This window comes from Alicyclobacillus kakegawensis NBRC 103104, assembly GCF_001552655.1.
GTDB classification, from domain to species: domain Bacteria; phylum Bacillota; class Bacilli; order Alicyclobacillales; family Alicyclobacillaceae; genus Alicyclobacillus_G; species Alicyclobacillus_G kakegawensis.
In genome coordinates, this window is record NZ_BCRP01000006.1 from 158511 (window position 1) to 176113 (window position 17603).

Sequence of the window (17603 nt, forward strand, 5' to 3'; positions counted from 1 at the left end):
TATGGGTTCCTCGTTCACTTCGCCAGCACCATTTTCCGGGGGGCGTGCCCATCCGGTCAGAAACAGCGGCCGCAGGCGCCGCAACGGAAGCAGTTGAAGCAGCGGAAACAATTGAAACACCGAAAACAGTTAAAGCAGCGGAAACAATTAAAGCAACGGAAACAGCCGAACTGGGCGAGAGCCGCATCCTTGGACCCCTTGCCTTCCGCCGACGCGACCTCGCTGGCTTTGAACTCGTCGAGCTTCAGCTTTTGCAGCTCTTTCTTGAAGTCGTCCATCCTCCGTATCCCTCCCTCCCATAGCCTGTGATGTACATATATGTGATGGGAACGAGCACCGTAAAGGCCTATATCTTGTCGCAAAGACCTATTTTGCAGTGGATGCGTACGAAAGAGGCCAGAATTAGATGCGTGACCATAAAAAAGCGGCGCCGACAACGCGGCGCCCAACAAGCATCTATATGAATAAGGGGGTCAAATGTGATGCATCTTTATCCTACAACGGTCATGTTTCACGCGTATTACATCCGTTTTAAAAATGTGTGACAGCGCCAATTCTCTCACGGTCACGGCTTGACGGCCACGCCGCCCGCCCCTGTCGGTTCCTGTTCCCCGTCGGCGAGCGATTCCACGTAGTGATACGCGGACATAGCGGCTATCGCCCCTTCCGCTGCCGCCGTGATGATTTGCCGCAATCCCTTGGCCCGCACGTCGCCAGCGGCGAACACGCCAGGAATCGAGGTCTTCATATCCTCATCGGTCAGCACGTAGCCATTCTCATCCAGGATGCGGCTGCCCTGAAGGAACGACGTGATGGGGTCAAACCCGACATAGATGAAGAGAGCGTCCACATCCAGGGTCTGCTCCTCCCCGGTGGCGACATGGCGAATCCGGATGCCGGTTACCTTGTTGTCGCCCAGCACCTCGACCACCTGATGGTTCCATATGAACTCCATCTTGTCATTCTCCAAGGCGCGCTTCTGTAAAATCGGCTGCGCCCGCAGCTTGTCGCGCCGGTGAATCAGGGTCACCTTCTCCCCGAAGCGGGTGAGGAACACGCCCTCCTCACAGGCGCTGTCACCGCCTCCGACTACGGCAATCCGCTTGTTGCGAAAGAAGGCCCCGTCACACACCGCACACCAACTGACGCCGCGCCCTGACAGTTTGTCCTCGCCAGGAATGCCAAGACGTCGCGGGGTGGCGCCGGTAGCGACAATCACCGCCTTAGCCAACACCTCACCCTCGGTGGTGTAGACCCGCTTGGGCTGGGCTTCCAGTTCAACGCGTTCCACCGCGGCCATTTTGAACTCCACACCCAACGACTCGGCGTGGTCTCGCATCGATTCGGACAGCTCGGGCCCCAAAATCATCTTGATGCCAGTGTAATTCTCCACTTCCAGCGTGTTTTGCATCTGTCCTCCCGGCAGGCCGCGCTCCACAATCAGCGTCTTCAGATTGGCGCGCGCCGCGTAGACTCCCGCCGAGAGTCCGGCCGGCCCGCCGCCGATGATGACGACGTCGTACATGTCTCCACCTCCAGGGACTTTGTCACGACCGGTTTAGGCTCCGGTTGCTTTGACCCTTCAAACTGCCATCACTGAAACAAAGGCTGCAGGCGCAGGGCCACCTTGCGTACTGACGATACAGACACCCCGTAGCGAGCTGCCGCATCCTTTTGCCGTACCTTAAGCCCGTCCACCTTCAGCTGACAATAGTACAGTCCGGCCGCCCAGATTTCAGGTTTGACCATGCGCACGTCATCCTGCAAGAAAAGCCGCCGGAGGAAGGCCAACCAGACAGTCTTCGCACGAGCCAGCGACGCCTCGCCCACGTGTTCGCGCAACCCTTCCTCCGTGATCTGCCAAACCCGCTGCCACAAGGGCTCGGCCTCCAGCAGCAGATCCCAGGGCAACTCGATCAATTTCGCCGTGTGCATCTCACCATCCTGGTACCATTCGACGGTGGCGTGCGCATCGCACGTCTTGAGCGCGCACAGGGCGGCCGCCTTGAGGTTCCAGTCAATGTCCGCGCGCTTGACAAACAGGCGCAGTGCCTGCTGCGCGTCCTCGTCGGCAATCAAGGCGAGGGTGCGAATCACCGCCCGCCGCGTCACCGACGTGCCATGCCGCAACCCCCAATACAGGGATGCGCGCAGAAGCGCGTCGTCTCGCCATTCGGATGGATTGGCCCGCCGCAAGCGCTCCTTCATCATCCGCAGCTGTTGCTGCAGCGGATAGTCATACTGATAGCTGACGCGCAGCAGCGGTTGACGGTGGGCAATCGCTGCCTCGACCTTGTCCAGGTAATAGCGGGCGACCTCGTGCATCCCGGGCGCTTGGCAAAGCGTTTGCCAGTACCGGCGCGCCGTGCGCAGCCGTCCCGAATTCGCGGCGGCAGCGGCCAGCGAGTGCAGCAAAACCGGCTCCACCTCATCCACCAGCCGCGCCAGCCCGCGGAAAATCCGATAGGCTGTCTCATGCTCGCCGACGATGCCGAGCGTGGTCGCAACTTTCATGGCCTGGTCATAGTGAAGCGGAAAGACCTTCTTCAACCGTTCGATGCACTCATACAAACGGAGAATCGGCCCACAGCGGGCGCTGAAGATGGCGAGGTTGCAAAGCGCGTGGATGTTGTCCGGCTCCGCGTCGAGAACCGCCTCGGCTGTGGCGATGGCCCGCTCGTAGTGACCCGCGTAGTAGTACGCCAGGGAGAGGTTGTTGCGTGCCGCCAGGTTGTTTGGGTCGTTGGCCACCAACCGTTCCAGGCACTCGACGGCTGCCTCAAACTGCCCCTCCTCCAACAGCTGTCGGCCGTCGCGGCGGGCCGCCGCCCGTTCTTTCTCAATCGCCCGCGCCTTCCACTTTTCGTACACCTTGCCGCCGCCGAACTCCTCCACCAGAATGGTCAGCATCTCCCGCGCCTCCAGGGCAAATTCCCCGTCCGGATCGGCATCCAGATAGCGCAGCACATGCTCCTCCGCTGCTTCGTAATCGCCCATGTTCGCATAATTGTTGGCCAGATAAAACTGACACTCGGCCATGGACGGGTCCAGCTCGCGGAGAATGTGCAGGAGTACCCGGTTGGATTCCTCGAAGTTCCCCAGTTCAGCCAAAACTCCCGCCAAATTGCAATGGTTCACCGGATTGTCCGGATCGTATTCCACCGTTTTGCGAAACGCCCGCAGGGCTTTTTCCAGGTTGTTTCGCTCGAGGTATGTGAGTCCCCGCTCCATAAAGAAGTCCGCATCCTGGCGCAGGGAAATCACATTCCCTTGACGATCCGCCTGAACCTGGTTGTCCGATGTGGCCGTCCGTCTCACCTGACCACCTCCCGTACGATTGCCCGCGGTCCATCTTTGTCCAGCCTGTGCCAAAGTTATGTGAACCACTGGAATGTGACTGCAGTATACCATACAGCCGGAAACGGGTGAAGGCTGGTGGGGAGCTGGTCCGGACTATGGTATAATTCTAGAATTATGACATGCGGCGGGCCGCGGCTTCGATTGCCCTCCCGCCTCTCGGAATGTGGAGGAGATTCATCGATGAAATCGCAGAAATACGCTGTCGCCGAAGTGGCGGCGCCGGTGCTCAACGCGGCGGTGGACGAAGTGGCGGCGCTGGTGGAGTACCCGCCGCAGCCGGAGCTGGGGGATCTGGCGCTGCCTTGCTTTCGTTTTGCCAAGCAGCTGCGCAAAAGCCCCCAGATGATTGCCGCCCAGGTGGCGGAAGCGCTGACCGCCAGCGGCCACTTTGCCACCGTCGAGGTCGCGGGGGCGTATGTCAACATCCGTCTGAGCCGGGCGGAGGTGGCGGACGAGTTTGTCAACCTGGCGGCGAGCGACCCAGCGTCCCTGTTCTCCAAGCGCCGGCATCAGGGCGACACGGCGGCCATTGACTACTCGTCCCCCAACATCGCCAAGCCGTTTGGCGTCGGGCACCTGCGGTCCACCATGATTGGGCAAGCCCTGGCGCGCATGATGCGGTGCGACGGCTTCACCGTCATCGGGGTCAACCACCTGGGGGATTGGGGCACCCAGTTTGGCAAGAACATCGCCGCCTACCTGCGTTGGGGCGACGAGGAGACGGTGCGCCAAAACCCGGTGCGAGAGCTTTTGCACTTGTATGTGCGGTTTCACCAAGAAGCGGAGAACAACCCGGAACTTGAGGAAGAGGGACGGATGTGGTTCAAGCGCCTGGAATCTGGCGATGCCGAGGCCGTCCGGCTGTGGCGTTGGTTCATCGACGAAAGCCTGAAAGAGTTTCGCAAGACCTACGACCTGTTGGGCGTGGAATTTGACCATTATCTAGGTGAGAGTTTTTACAACGACAAGATGCAGGCGGTCATCGACGAGCTCCGGGCCAAAAACCTGCTCATCGAGAGCCAGGGCGCCGAGGTTGTGGACCTGTCGGACGTGGACATGCCACCGTGCATCATCGTGAAATCGGACGGCACCAGCATCTACGCGACCCGTGACCTGGCAGCCGCCCTGTACCGGCACGACGTGCTCGGCGCCAATCACCTGATTTACGTGGTCGGGGCGGAACAAAAGCTCCACTTCGCGCAGCTGTTCGAGGTGCTGCGCCGGATGGGCCGCGAGTGGGCGGCCAACTGCCGCCATGTGGCGTTCGGCCTTATGAAGTACAACGGCAAGCGTCTGTCGACACGCCGTGGTCAGGTGGTGTACCTGGAAGACGTCCTGGAACAGGCCGTCAGCGAGGCCACGCGCATTATCGAAGAGAAAAATCCGTCGCTGCCGAACAAGGAGCAGGTCGCGAAGGATGTGGGTGTCGGCGCGGTGATTTTCAACGACCTCAAGAACTACCGCCTGCACGAAGTGGACTTCCGCTTCGAGGATGTGCTCAACTTTGATGGCGAAACCGGACCTTATGTGCAGTACACGCATGCGCGGGCGTGCAGCGTCCTGCGCAAGGCCGAGTCGGAAGGCGTGCGGGTGCCAGAGCGAGCTTCCTTCACGCAGGTCACGGAGAGCGAATGGACGTTGGTACGCTTGTTCGCGCAGGCCAACGAGGTGTTCGAACGCGCGCTGGACGATATGGATCCGTCCCAGATTGCCCGTTACGCGCTGGATGTCAGCCACGCCTTCAACCGTTTCTACCACGACGCCCCGATTCTCGGGGCAGAGCCTGCGCTGCGCGAACAGCGTTTGGTCCTGACCCTTGCCGTCCGCCGGGTCCTGACGTTCAGTCTCTACCTGTTGGGCCTCAAGGCACCGGAGGCGATGTGACGCAAGGCTCACCAAGGATGGCGGCAGGGATTGGGTGACCCCGAATCGTCCGCGGTGCGCACCTGGTCTGTAGCCATCCTCTGGTCAGCCATTACGGCGTTTGCTGACACGCCTTGCAGTAGCCATAGAGTTCAAATCGATGGTCCACGATGGAAAAACCCTCTACCCCATCCTCCACTTCGACCAGCGGACAGTACTGAAGCGGCATGACCGCCCCGCAACGCAGACATACCAGATGATGGTGATGCTCCGTTCCGCAGGCCAGCCTGTACTTCTTCGCCTCATCGGAAAAATCCAGGGGCTCCACGACACCCAGCTTCTCCAGCAAGGCTACGGTGCGATAGACGGTATCTGGACTGACATGCGGGCACTCTCCCTGCACCTCTGCCAGGACATCCTTGACCGCCAAACTCGCTTCTGGATGACGGAAGAACACGTCTATAACGAGTCGGCGTGGGCCCGTGAATTTATAGCCTGCTCCCTTGAGTCGCTTTGCGACTTGCTCTCTGTCTATCAACGCTCACTCCCCCCTTCACTTTGAACGCACGTTGTAGGGCCAGTGTACCACCACCACCCGCTTCATGTCCGAAAGCACTCGACAGGTCGTGACCGCGGAGCGTCCGAATGGAACCAGCGGAGCCGAGCGAATCAAAGGCAGATTAAATAAGAATTATTCCTATTTACAAGGCTCATGGATCTCTGCTATACTGCCTTCCATCCAAGATAATAGAAAATCATTTTCTACAAGCAAAGGGGTTGTGAACTCTTGCAGAAGTGTCGATTGGTCACGGCCGTGTGGATTGCCGCCACAACTGCCATCGTTTGCGCCTGTGGATCACCCTCGGTTTCGGGACACTCCACGACCAACCAGGTCGATTCCAAAGCCGCAACCAAAGTCATCCACGCCATCGGAGCGGAAAACGAGTACGCGGACGTCATTAAACAGATTGGCGGCAGGTATGTGTCGGTCGAGGCCATCATGAGCAACCCGAACACAGACCCGCATACATACGAGGCGGGGACCCACGACGCGGCAGCGGTGAGCCAAGCCACGCTTGTGGTACAGAACGGACTCGGTTACGACGGTTTCATGAACAAGCTGGAAGCGGGATCCCCGAATCCCAACCGGAAAGTGATTGATGTGAGCGAGGCTCTCGGCCTCAGCACCAACACGCGTAATCCGCACCTTTGGTACAAACCTGGGACCATGACCAAAGTCGCGCAATTGGTGTTCCATGCCCTGTCGGCTCAAGATCCGAAGCACAAATCCTACTTCGAAGCCAACCTCAAGAAATTTCAAGACTCGCTAGAGACGTGGCACCAAGAAGTGGCAGACCTCAAGCGAGAATTCCCGCACGCCGGCGTAGCGGTTACGGAGCCAGTGGCCGATTATCTCTTGCAGGCAGCGGGCTTGGACATCAAAACGCCATGGGCGTACGAGGCCGCGGTCATGAACGACACAGACCCGGCTCCGCAGCTGGTTGAGCAGGAGGATGACCTATTGCAACAGAGGCGTGTCAAAGTCCTGGTCTACAACCAGCAGGTGGTGGACCCGGCGACCAAATCCCTGCTTGCCTTGGCCAAGCAGAACCACATTCCCGTCGTCGGCGTGTATGAGACAATGCCGGCGCACCACAATTATCAATCCTGGATGGAAGCCGAAATCATGGCATTAAAGCGGGCCCTGCAGAACGGAAAATCGACGGAGAGGATTGACTGATGGGAGAGGCGAAACCAGTGCTCGACGTACGGGACGTCCACGTTCACCTGCAAAGGAGACTGGTGCTATCCGGTGTCCGATTTCAAATCCAAGCCGGAGAATTTGTCGGTCTCATCGGCCCCAACGGAGCCGGCAAGACGACCTTACTCAAGACCATCCTAGGATTGCTCACCCCTGCCCAAGGACAGATCTTAATGGATAATCGGCCCATCCGCCGTGGCAACCCGGCCATTGGTTACGTGCCGCAAAAGGTCCATCTTGACCCAGACATCCCGTTGCGGGGCCGAGATTTCGTCGCCCTCGGTCTGGACGGCGTACGCTGGGGTGTGCCCCTGCCGCGCCGGTCACGGCGGGAACGCGTGCAGCAAGCGCTCGCGTCTGTACGCGCATTGGCCTATGCCGATGCACCGGTGGGGCGACTGTCCGGCGGCGAACTGCAACGCCTGCAGATTGCCCAGGCGTTGGTCGGTGAGCCACGCCTGCTCTTGGTCGATGAACCGCTGTCCAATCTGGACATCCGCAATACGCATGAAGTCGTGCGCTTACTCCGTTACCTCGCTCGCGAGCGCGGGGTGGCCATCCTGCTCGTCGCGCACGACCTCAATCCGCTGTTGTCCGCGTTGGACAAGGTAGTTTATCTGGCCCGGGGCCGGTCGATGGCAGGCAGAGCCGACGAAGTCATGACGTCAGAGTCGCTCAGCCGATTGTACGGATACCCGGTCGAAGTGATGCGGGTGCAGGGGAGGATTGTCGTCGTCGGAAGCCCGGACGTGCATGTGGTCCCGCCAGATGCAACAGCGTACACCAGTCTTCAAGACTGGGAGGTGACGACTCCGTGATGGACCTGGCTACCTTCGTGCATTCGCCGTTCTGGCACAGCCCACAAGTGTGGAATGCGCTCTACATCACCACTTCCGCCGGCGTCGCGTCGGCAGTCGTGGGCGTGTTTATCGTCATGCGCGGTCAATCATTCGCCGGCCACATCCTGACCGATGTGGGCGCAACCGGTGCCTCGGCCAGCTTCCTTGTCTCCATCAATGCCTGGTACGGCTTCCTGTCCTTTGGCCTGCTGGCCGGAGCGGGTATGGAGGTGTTGGGCAAACGCGCCAGCGGCCGCGACAGCGCGACCGGATTGGTACTCACCTTTTTTATGGGGTTGGGAGCGCTGTTTCTGTTTCTCGACACGCGGGTCAGCAACACCGCGGACGTCACCATGTCGGTCCTGTTCGGTTCCGTGTTCACTGTGGATCCGAACACGACCCCTTGGCTCATCGGCACATCGGTGGCAATCCTTCTCTTGTTCGCTGCACTCTACCGACCGTTGCTGACCTGCTCTATCGACGCCGAGTGGGCGCAGGCGCGCGGCATTCCCGTCCGCTTCATCGGACTGTTGTTCATGCTGGCATTCGTTGTGGCAGCCGAAGACAGTGCGCTGGCAATGGGCGCACTGCTCAGCACCGCCTTCCTCATCGGACCTGCGGCGGCGGGCGTCCGCCTCTCCCATCGTATGGGCACAGCCATCGGCGTCTCTGCGCTGTTGGCGACGATAGCGGCTTGGCTCGGCATCGGTCTAGCCTACGCCAGTTACAACTGGCCGCCGGCAGGCCGCGGCTACCCTTGCAGTTTCCTCGTCGCCGGCATCATCTTCCTGGAGTACCTCCTTGCCTGCATGACCATCAGGTGGCGCGCTCACATCCGAGGGTTGGGAGGGAAAAGATGCGTATGATGGGTGTACTGGATACCTTGTGCCTGTGGCTGTTGCCGCCCGGGCTGCTGACAACGCCATACATGTGGCACGCCTATGTTTGCGGAACCGTCGTGGCCGTGGTGGCGACCCTGGTCGGATACTTCGTGGTCTTGCGAGGAGCCGCCTTCATGGCTCACAGTCTGCCGAAGATTGGCTTCGCCGGTATTGCCGGCGCCACTGTGCTGCAGATACCGCCGCTGGCAGGGCTGCTCACCTTCAACCTGCTCGGGAGTCTGGTCCTGTCCGCGCTGTCCCGCCGGGGAAAGCGGGACGTAGTGACTGCCTTGACCCTGGTCCTGGCGCTGGGTGCCGGCGAGTTGTTTCTCACACTGGGTCACGCTTATGGCGAAACGGCCTACGCGTTGCTGTTTGGACAGATTGTCGGCATCAGCGGTCCTCAGGTCGGTCAAACCTTGACCGTCGGCCTGGTCACAACTGGGCTCTGGATGACTCTCTACCGCCCGCTGCTGTTTCTCACTGTCGCCCGGGATCAAGCCCTGGCCCGAAGGGTGCGGGAGCGGCTGTTGGAAAACCTATTCGTCGTCCTCATCGGTCTCGTCTGCGTCATGACCGTACCGGTCGTAGGCGCCCTGCTCAGTTTCAGCCTGCTCATTGGTCCGATTACCACCGCCTGCTTGGTCACCCGGCGCGGCCTGCACACCCTGCTCCTTGCCGGCGCGCTCGGCCTCGTGGCGGTTTGGCTGGCCCTCCTGCTGGCCTACGATTCCGGCTGGCCAGTGGGTTTTTTCGCCACGACCATCATCATATTGGAATACGGGATGGTGCACATCGGTCGAAAGGCCATATCCGGTCGCTCGTCTAAAAAGTGACCACGGCCGGCTACAGATACGGGCGCGGATTGACCGGCTTGCCATCCACGCGCACCTCATAATGAAGATGCGGTCCGGTGACGCGGCCGGTGGCGCCGGAATAGGCAATCAGTTGGCCCTTGTGCACCATCTCTCCGGTTCGCACGACCACACGGGAGAGGTGGCCATAAACCGACTGAACGCCGTTCCCATGATCCAGAACGACCCAGATCCCGTAGCCGCCGCTGTTGGGACCCGCTTCCGCGACTCGACCGTCGTTGGCCGCGTACACCGGCGTCCCGACCGGACAGGCAAGGTCGATACCCGGATGGAACTCCTACTGCCCGCCCAGTATGCGCTCGCCAAACCCGGAGGTCACGACATGTGAGGAGACCGGCCACTGCCAGGTGCTGCTGGCTTCCGCCTCGTTCGTTCCGCGCAGTCGGATCTCCGGTCGGGACTCGGTCGTCGTGCGGCGCGCCACCACTTGTGTGTCCTGAAGTTGCCCGTTGACGTAGCGCAACCGCAGTGTCTCCAGCACACGCCCCACCTTCCCGCGCTGGACGACCTTCGAGTCACCGGCCGGGAGACGGGCGTCGTCTTGATAGCGGACGGTGAACGGTACGCGCAGCGAATGTTGTTGGATGACGGTCACGTCCAGCTGCAACAAGGGGTGCAGGGCGCGGCCCGCGTCCCGGTCTCCGGCTGGCGATGGAACGCCTTTTCGGAGCCCGGATGTTTCTAGCTGGCGGGCCCCGCCCTCTCTCGACTCGGCCATCGCGGCGGCTGTTTGTAGCATCTGTACCGGCGGCAGCCCCCCTGATCGGTTCTCAATCCCCTTCACCAGAGGAATGGCCCGCGGATACAGAATCTCCTCAACCGCCGCGCCCGCCGAAACCACCTGGGTCACGCTTACCGTCACGGGTCGCAGCGATACATCCTCGCGGAAGCGACCGGTCGCATCCCCCGCCGCCTCGGGCCACAGAGCATGCCGCACCTCGTCCAAGACCAGCTGAGCCGCGGCGGCGTCCCGAGTGTACACAAGCGGTCGTCCGTCGGCCAGGATCGCGGTCGCTGGCGTGGGCAGAGTGCACACCGCCGACCAGTCGTAAGATTTCGGGACCAAGGTGTGGACAGGCTGCAGGCTTATGCTCACATCATGCCCAAGCGCCAATCGCCTGATGGAGGCAAGCACCGATTCGTCATTGGGCACCATGCCAACGTAAGCGCCATCCGAGTACACCTGCACCCATTCGGAAGTTTGAACGAGTTTGTGACGGACCCAGCAGCCCACACCGGCCAGCAGCACGACGGTGAACCCTGCCGCCGCATACAGGCGTGCCCAACTGGAGCGCCGTCGCGTACCCTCGCTGTCCGTTCCCCAACGTCCCTGGCGAAATACCGTTTTCCACCGAAGAAAGCGCTGCCATCGCCAAAAACGCCTTTCTCCCCGCCCCGCCAAAACGTCATGGTCTGCGCTGGTGCTGCGAGTTCCACCCGCATCCACCCCGCCTGGTCGTCTCCATCTCAACAGAATAAGCCCCTCCCCGCCGACCGCATGAATTCGACGGGAAGGGACAAAATCCTGCTGCACCAAGCCAATGCCCAAATTATGGACGGTGTTCCGCCAAGATGGCCTGCGTCAGTTGGTCCGTGAATTCCCGCGCCGCATGATAGCCCAGCACCTTGAGACGGTAGTTCATCGCCGCCACCTCAATGATGACCGCCAAGTTCCGGCCGGGCCGGACCGGGATGGTAAGGGATGGGAGCTCCGTGTCGAGGATGCGCACCTTTTGTTCGTCGATGCCGAGCCTGTCGTAAGCCACATCCTCCCGCCACGCCTCCAGATGCACCACCATGGCCAACTTTTTGTGCGTGCGCACCGCGCCCGCTCCAAACAGGGTCATCGCGTTGAGCACGCCCAGCCCGCGAATTTCGAGCAGGTGCTGCAGCAGTTCGGGAGCGCTGCCCACCAAGGTGTTGTCGGAAATCTGTCGGATGACCACCGCGTCGTCCGCCACCAACCGGTGTCCGCGTTTGACCAATTCGAGGGCGGTCTCACTCTTGCCGATCCCGCTCGATCCGGTGATCAAAATGCCGATGCCGTAGACGTCCACCAGCACGCCGTGCACCAATGTCTCGGGCGCCAGCCGCGCCTCGAGGAAACTGGAGATGACGGCCGCGGCCCGAGTCGTCACCATATCGGTGCCCAACACCGCCAGCCCCCGGCTCTCCGCTTCGCGTAGCAGAGCCTCGGGAGGGGTTTGGCCCCGGGAGACGACCACACACGGCGTTTGATCATACGAACAAAACGCAAACAGGCGCAGCGCCTGCTCGCGGCTGTCCATGCCTGCCAAGAAAGACAACTCGGTCCGTCCCAAGAGCTGTATTCGATCCGCGGGATGATACTTTAAGTACCCAGCCAGCGCAAGGCCCGGACGGTTAATGTCTATCGTCGACACCTTGCGGTCAAAGTCCGCGTCCTCAGTGAACACCTTCAGCCGCAGCCCGTCCACCAGCTCCGCCACGCTGACCCCTCGCTCTTTGCTCACCGCCTGTCACCTCTTTCGCCAATCGGGTGGCGCCTGACGCCCCAAAGCAGAAGAGAACGCCGGCCCTGATGTTTCGGGCCGGCCGGACACGCCACATCCACACCTCTATTGTGACACGCACCGCGAAACGAGGGCAACGCCCAAACACAGACGATGGACAGCTGGATTCAGAAGAACAGGCACTCACGCGGTCTGCAACTGTCCGACCAGCGGCACCGCCTGCTCCGTCTCCGCGTCGAAGATATGGATCTTGTTTCCATCAAGCACCAGTTGAATCTCCGTCCCCGGTTGCGGATGGCTGCGCGCGCTGATGCGGGCCACAACCGTCTGACCGCCTTTGCTGGTGTGCACATACAGCTCGGATCCCATGTTCTCCACCACGTCGATGCGGGCCGTGAACGAGGTTTCCGGATAGGCGGAGAGGAACACCTCTTCGTTATGCAGGTCTTCCGGACGGATGCCGAGCACCACCTCTTTGCCGATGACACCCGCCTCCCGCAGCGCAGGATAACGACCCTCGGGAATCAGCAGGTTCAATTCCGGAGCCCGGAAGTACACCTTGCCGCCATCCTCGACCAGGCTTCCGCGGAGGAAGTTCATCGCGGGCGATCCGATGAACCCTGCCACGAACAGGTTGCTGGGGTAGTTGTACACGTTTTGCGGCGTGTCCACCTGCTGGATGACACCATCCCGCATGACGACGATGCGGTCGCCCATGGTCATGGCTTCCGTCTGGTCGTGCGTCACGTACACCACAGTCGTCTGAATGCGCTGGTGCAGTTTGCGAATCTCCGCACGCATCTGCACACGCAGCTTCGCGTCCAGGTTGGACAGCGGTTCATCCATCAGGAACACCTGGGGTTCCCGAACAATGGCCCGGCCCAACGCTACGCGCTGCCGCTGGCCGCCAGACAGCGCCTTAGGTTTGCGGTCCAACAGATGCTCGATGTCGAGAATACGTGCCGCCTCGCGTACCCGCTGATCAATCTCTGCCTTCGGGACCTTGCGCAGTTTTAAGCCAAACGCCATGTTCTGATACACGCTCATGTGCGGATACAGCGCATAGTTCTGAAAGACCATGGCGATGTCCCGGTCCTTCGGGGCGACATCGTTCACCCGCCGGCCGCCGATGTACAGGTCACCTTCAGAGATGTCCTCCAGGCCCGCAATCATACGCAGTGTCGTCGTCTTGCCGCAACCCGAGGGACCGACGAACACGACAAACTCTTTGTCCTGAATATCCAGGTTGAAATTTTTCACCGCGGTCACTTCGTTGTTGTAGCGCTTGTAGATGTTCTTCAGGATGACCTCTGCCATGCCGCATCCTCCTCACTTCAAGCGGTTTCATTTGGGAACGTAAAGATCCAGCAGCTTCCCCTTGCTTTTGAATATACCAGCCCGCACGAGGCCACCCAATAGACAAAGTGCCTCATGTCCGGGCGTCCAATTGGGCAAGTTGCCTTCAAGGCCGACGCAGCAACGCTTGGGCCACATAGAGAGTCATTGCGTCTTCAAAACAGCGGGGGTCGTATCCGGTCTCTTCGCGGATCCGCTCAATGCGGTGCAGCAGCGTGTTGCGGTGCAGGTACAAAAGCCGCGCCGCCTCGCTCACGTTCAGATTCGCCCGCACCAGCCCCGCCAAGGTCGCTTGCAGTTCGTCCGGCAAAACGCGCGCGGGGGCGCTGGTCACAGGAAGGTGCTGACGCAACGCCTCCAGGAACAGGCTGGCAGCCGCATCGGTCTGGAGGATGAACAAGCTCTCAAGTGGGTTCTCCTGCCAGATGTAGATCCGGTTTGGCCCGTGCATGCGGTGGCGACGCCGCCAGGTTAAAACCGTGGTCGCGAGCGCGTGTGGCAGAACGCCAGGGGTCGAGGCAGGTGCTCCGGCCGCCGCCTCGCAGGAGATAAACAGTTCGGCGCCCAACGCCTGCAGGAGCTCCGTCAAGCGCGCGCGCAAATCCACCAATGCATGAGCCTGCTCAGAAACCAGTGATGACGGCTCGGCGTGCCCCGCCTCGCCGCCGGTAACAGCACGCTCATTGGACTTCACCGCCCTAAACCCGTCCGGCCAAAACAGCCACACTCCCGAACTCCCATCGGCCAGGCGCAGCCAGCCCCCCTCGACACTGTCGTCGAGTTCCCGCACCAAATCCAGAATAGCCCTCTCCACATCTTCGCTCTCGTCACGGGAGCCGGTGTGGCTGAGCGGAAACGGCTGCAACCAGACCAACCGGCCGGAGTCGGCCCGAAACGGCCACTGCGCGGCTGGCGAAGGCGGGCTGGACAAAGCCAGGATGAGGTCGTCCGGCTTCGCCACAAACAATTCCCGCAACTCCCCCTCCAACCACAGGTAGCCGGTGTCCCCTTTCGCCTCGGCCCACTGTCGCACCAACCACGACAATGTGGTGCGGGTCATGCTGTCCGGTGCCCGGTCCATGCGTGCGTACACGGCGTCGTCCAAGTGCAGGCACCACGCGCGTCCCCACTTCCACCAATCCCCCGGCTCCCGCCTTCGTTCTGGCGCGTCATAATGGAGAATGACGAAGGAACACCCAGTGGCGTCGGCCCACTCGAACAAGGGCGCATACCACGGGGCCGCCGCCATCAGCGGCCGACCTCCTGTACGCTGCCGACCGTCTCCTCCTGAGCCTGCTGAACTCTTGCCCGCTCCCGATCCCGCTTCAGAATGGGAGCTAGAAACCTCCCTGTCCAGGATTGTTCCACCTGACACACCGCCTCCGGCGTCCCAGCGGCCACCAGCTCCCCGCCCCGGTCACCTCCCTCGGGCCCCAGGTCAATCAGGTAGTCGGCCGTCTTGATCACGTCGAGGTTGTGCTCAATCACCAACACCGTATCCCCCGCATCGACCAGGCGGTGCAACACCGCCAGCAGTTTCTCAATATCGGCGACATGCAGGCCGGTAGTGGGCTCGTCCAGGATGTACAGAGTGCGGCCGTTGCTGCGGCGGTGCAGTTCCGATGCCAACTTCACGCGCTGGGCCTCTCCTCCGGAAAGTGTCGTCGCCGGTTGGCCCAAGCGCATGTATCCCAAGCCCACATCTTCAAGCGTCTGCAGCTTGCGCTGGATGCGCGGGATGTTCTCGAAGAACTTCAAGGCATCGCTGACCGTCATGTCCAGGACCTCGGCGATGTTCTTGCCCTTGTAGTGGACCTCCAGCGTCTCCCGGTTGTACCGCCGGCCTTTGCACACCTCGCAGGGGACATACACGTCCGGCAAGAAGTGCATCTCAATTTTGATGATGCCGTCCCCGCGGCACGCCTCGCAGCGGCCGCCCCGCACATTGAAGCTGAACCGGCCCTTCTTGTACCCGCGCATCTTCGCCTCGTTGGTGGTGGCAAACAGGTCGCGGATGTCGTCAAACACGCCGGTGTAGGTGGCCGGGTTCGACCGCGGCGTGCGCCCAATCGGCGATTGATCGATGTCCACCACCTTGTCCAGGTGTTCCAGGCCCTCGATGCCGTCGCAGGCGCCCGGCCGCACCCGCGCCCGATTCAAGTCCCGCGCCAGCGTCTTATAGACAATCTCATTGACAAACGTCGATTTTCCAGACCCGGATACCCCGGTCACGCACGTAAACACGCCAATTGGGATCTTCACGTTGATCTTTTTGAGATTGTTCTCGCGAGCCTTTTTCACTTTCAACCAGCGCCCGTCCGGCTTGCGGCGTTTCTCCGGCACCGGGATGAACCGCCTGCCGGACAGGTATTGTCCGGTCAATGAACGCTCGTCCGCCATCACTTGCTGCGGCGTGCCGGCGCTGACCACCTGGCCGCCCAAATCCCCAGCGCCCGGCCCCATGTCGATGATATAATCGGCAGCCAGCATTGTGTCTTCGTCGTGTTCCACGACAATCAAGGTGTTCCCCAGGTCCCGCATGTGTTCTAAAGTCCGGATGAGTCGCTCATTGTCCCGTTGATGCAGACCAATGCTGGGCTCGTCCAGGATGTAAAGGACGCCCATCAGGCTCGACCCCAGCTGCGTGGCCAGGCGGATGCGCTGCGCTTCGCCGCCGGACAATGTGCCGGCCGACCGGCTCAGGGTTAAGTATTCGAGCCCCACGTCGCGCAAGAAGCCAAGCCGCGAGGAAATTTCACGCAAGATCAGCCGGGCAATGGCGGCTTCTTTGTCGGTCAATTCGAGCCCCGCAAAGAACGTCAGGGCCTCTTGCACAGACAGGTCGGTCACCTCGGCAATGTCCTTGCCTCCCACCTTGACCGCCAGGCTCTCCGGACGCAGGCGCTTGCCGCGGCATGCCGGACAAGGGCTGGCCGCCATGTACTCGGCTATGAATTCCCGAATGGAATCGGACGAGGTATCCCGGTAACGGCGCTCAAGGTTCGGAATGACGCCCTCGAAAGGGATCTCGGCCGTCTTCGTCTGGCCGAAATCATTTTCGTAGGTGAAGCGGATCCGCTCGCCATTGCCGTACAGCAGTTTATCCAGCTGCTCTGGCGGAAGCTGGGAAACGGGAACCTCCATGTCAATCCCGAAACTGCGGCAGGCCGCCGCCAACAACTGCGGGTAATAGGTCGAAAACCCACCCGACCAAGGTGCAATCGCCCCGTCCGCAATGGACCGGCTGTCGTCCGGGATGACGAGGTCGCGGTCGACTTCCATGTGCACCCCCAGACCGGAGCAGGCCTCGCAGGCGCCGAACGGGCTGTTGAAAGAAAACATGCGCGGGGCCAACTCGCCCACACTGAAGCCGCAATTGGGGCAGGCGAGATTCTGGCTGAACAGCAGCTCCTCCCCGTCCTTCATCAGGTCAATCAGCACGATGCCGCCGGCCAGGCTTAGCGCGGTCTCCAGTGAGTCCGCCAAGCGGGCGCCCACGTCCGGGCGGATGATGATCCGGTCGACCACCACCTCGATGTTGTGCTTGCGATTTTTCTCCAGGCGGACGGGTTCCCCCACCTCGCGCGTCTCCCCGTCGATGCGGACCCGCACGTAACCGCTCTTCTTCAGGTCCTCCAATAACTTCTGGTGTTCCCCTTTGCGGCCGCGAACCACCGGGGCCAACACCTGCAGACGCGTACCTTCCGGGTACGCGAGCAGCCTGTCCACCATCTGCTCCACCGTCTGCGAGGTGATGGGAATGTGGCAGTTCGGGCAGTACGGCCGCCCGATGCGCGCGAAGAGGAGCCGTAGATAGTCGTAGATCTCGGTCACCGTTCCGACCGTGGAGCGTGGGTTGCGGCTGGTCGTCTTTTGATCAATGGAGATAGCTGGTGAAAGACCATCGATGGAGTCCACGTCCGGTTTGTCCATTTGGCCCAAAAACTGTCGTGCATACGCGGACAGAGACTCCACGTAACGCCGTTGCCCCTCGGCGTAGATGGTGTCAAACGCCAGCGACGACTTGCCAGATCCGCTCAATCCCGTGATCACGATGAACTGATCGCGGGGAATGGATACGTCGATGTTTTTCAGATTATGGGCACGCGCCCCTTTGACGACAATACGGTCTTGTGACATCAACAGCCTCCTCTTTCACTGCAACCGCCTAGCCC

At 61.0% G+C, this 17603-nt stretch carries 15 protein-coding genes; 5 read left to right on the top strand and 10 right to left on the bottom strand.

The annotated features are described in order from the left end of the window. Positions 1-56: 56 nt before the first annotated feature. From AK2_RS06925 to AK2_RS06935, 3 genes are all read right to left on the bottom strand, one after another. Positions 57-278 carry a heterocycloanthracin/sonorensin family bacteriocin gene (locus AK2_RS06925; protein WP_067932732.1) on the bottom strand — a complete coding sequence of 74 codons (222 nt, stop codon included), beginning with the start codon at positions 276-278 and terminating at the stop codon, positions 57-59. Positions 279-565: 287 nt separating this feature from the next. Further along, on the bottom strand, positions 566-1525 hold the full coding sequence (gene trxB / locus AK2_RS06930) for a thioredoxin-disulfide reductase (RefSeq protein WP_067932734.1): 960 nt from the start codon (positions 1523-1525) through the stop codon (positions 566-568). 68 nt (positions 1526-1593) lie between these two features. Continuing rightward, positions 1594-3318 (bottom strand): tetratricopeptide repeat protein, encoded by a 1725-nt coding sequence (locus tag AK2_RS06935; RefSeq protein ID WP_067932735.1) that lies wholly within the window; start codon positions 3316-3318, stop codon positions 1594-1596. A 222-nt stretch (positions 3319-3540) separates the two neighbouring features. Between AK2_RS06935 and argS the strand changes: the two genes are divergently transcribed. Then, positions 3541-5244 (top strand): arginine--tRNA ligase, encoded by a 1704-nt coding sequence (gene argS / locus AK2_RS06940; protein WP_067932737.1) that lies wholly within the window; start codon positions 3541-3543, stop codon positions 5242-5244. A gap of 91 nt (positions 5245-5335) precedes the next feature. Here the strand turns inward: argS and AK2_RS06945 are convergent, their stop codons facing one another. Further along, positions 5336-5761, bottom strand: a complete 426-nt coding sequence (locus AK2_RS06945) for a Fur family transcriptional regulator (protein ID WP_067932739.1) — start codon at positions 5759-5761, stop codon at positions 5336-5338. Positions 5762-6010: 249 nt separating this feature from the next. Here AK2_RS06945 and AK2_RS06950 point away from each other — a divergent pair, with 249 nt between their 5' ends. The 4 genes from AK2_RS06950 to AK2_RS06965 are packed head-to-tail and all read left to right on the top strand — an operon-like array spanning position 6011 to position 9541. Continuing rightward, the gene (locus AK2_RS06950; RefSeq protein ID WP_083520933.1) at positions 6011-6964 is read left to right on the top strand and encodes a metal ABC transporter solute-binding protein, Zn/Mn family; all 954 of its coding nucleotides are present in this window, start codon (positions 6011-6013) and stop codon (positions 6962-6964) included. Further along, entirely contained in the window at positions 6964-7803 is an 840-nt protein-coding gene (locus AK2_RS06955; RefSeq protein ID WP_067932743.1) for a metal ABC transporter ATP-binding protein, read from the top strand. Before AK2_RS06950 ends, AK2_RS06955 begins: the two co-directional genes overlap by 1 nt. Continuing rightward, positions 7803-8690: a metal ABC transporter permease gene (locus AK2_RS06960; protein WP_245632807.1), complete on the top strand. Its 888-nt coding sequence runs from the start codon at positions 7803-7805 to the stop codon at positions 8688-8690. Before AK2_RS06955 ends, AK2_RS06960 begins: the two co-directional genes overlap by 1 nt. After that, on the top strand, positions 8681-9541 hold the full coding sequence (locus AK2_RS06965; protein ID WP_083520934.1) for a metal ABC transporter permease: 861 nt from the start codon (positions 8681-8683) through the stop codon (positions 9539-9541). Before AK2_RS06960 ends, AK2_RS06965 begins: the two co-directional genes overlap by 10 nt. A gap of 10 nt (positions 9542-9551) precedes the next feature. Here the strand turns inward: AK2_RS06965 and AK2_RS06970 are convergent, their stop codons facing one another. From AK2_RS06970 to uvrA, 6 genes are all read right to left on the bottom strand, one after another. Next, positions 9552-9842 (bottom strand): M23 family metallopeptidase, encoded by a 291-nt coding sequence (locus AK2_RS06970; RefSeq protein WP_083520935.1) that lies wholly within the window; start codon positions 9840-9842, stop codon positions 9552-9554. Between the two features lie 15 nt (positions 9843-9857). Then, the gene (locus AK2_RS06975) at positions 9858-11051 is read right to left on the bottom strand and encodes a G5 domain-containing protein (protein WP_157076254.1); all 1194 of its coding nucleotides are present in this window, start codon (positions 11049-11051) and stop codon (positions 9858-9860) included. 79 nt (positions 11052-11130) lie between these two features. Further along, positions 11131-12072: an HPr(Ser) kinase/phosphatase gene (gene hprK / locus AK2_RS06980; protein WP_067932752.1), complete on the bottom strand. Its 942-nt coding sequence runs from the start codon at positions 12070-12072 to the stop codon at positions 11131-11133. A 183-nt stretch (positions 12073-12255) separates the two neighbouring features. Then, a complete protein-coding gene (locus tag AK2_RS06985) occupies positions 12256-13389 on the bottom strand; it encodes an ABC transporter ATP-binding protein (RefSeq protein ID WP_067932754.1) in 1134 nt (377 codons plus the stop codon). A gap of 145 nt (positions 13390-13534) precedes the next feature. Further along, positions 13535-14677 carry a PucR family transcriptional regulator gene (locus AK2_RS06990; RefSeq protein WP_067932756.1) on the bottom strand — a complete coding sequence of 381 codons (1143 nt, stop codon included), beginning with the start codon at positions 14675-14677 and terminating at the stop codon, positions 13535-13537. Further along, entirely contained in the window at positions 14677-17568 is a 2892-nt protein-coding gene (gene uvrA, locus AK2_RS06995; RefSeq protein WP_067932758.1) for an excinuclease ABC subunit UvrA, read from the bottom strand. The genes AK2_RS06990 and uvrA overlap by 1 nt, the downstream gene beginning before the upstream one ends. Positions 17569-17603: the final 35 nt, after the last annotated feature.

Excerpts from the sequence above, each read along its gene's own strand:
- AK2_RS06960 (WP_245632807.1), top strand. The coding sequence starts at position 7,803 with ATGGACCTGGCTACCTTCGTGCATTCGCCGTTCTGGCACAGCCCACAA.
- AK2_RS06985 (WP_067932754.1), bottom strand. The coding sequence starts at position 13,389 with ATGGCAGAGGTCATCCTGAAGAACATCTACAAGCGCTACAACAACGAA.
- AK2_RS06925 (WP_067932732.1), bottom strand. The coding sequence starts at position 278 with ATGGACGACTTCAAGAAAGAGCTGCAAAAGCTGAAGCTCGACGAGTTC.
- AK2_RS06990 (WP_067932756.1), bottom strand. The coding sequence starts at position 14,677 with ATGGCGGCGGCCCCGTGGTATGCGCCCTTGTTCGAGTGGGCCGACGCC.
- uvrA (WP_067932758.1), bottom strand. The coding sequence starts at position 17,568 with ATGTCACAAGACCGTATTGTCGTCAAAGGGGCGCGTGCCCATAATCTG.
- AK2_RS06955 (WP_067932743.1), top strand. The coding sequence starts at position 6,964 with ATGGGAGAGGCGAAACCAGTGCTCGACGTACGGGACGTCCACGTTCAC.
- argS (WP_067932737.1), top strand. The coding sequence starts at position 3,541 with ATGAAATCGCAGAAATACGCTGTCGCCGAAGTGGCGGCGCCGGTGCTC.
- AK2_RS06965 (WP_083520934.1), top strand. The coding sequence starts at position 8,681 with ATGCGTATGATGGGTGTACTGGATACCTTGTGCCTGTGGCTGTTGCCG.
- trxB (WP_067932734.1), bottom strand. The coding sequence starts at position 1,525 with ATGTACGACGTCGTCATCATCGGCGGCGGGCCGGCCGGACTCTCGGCG.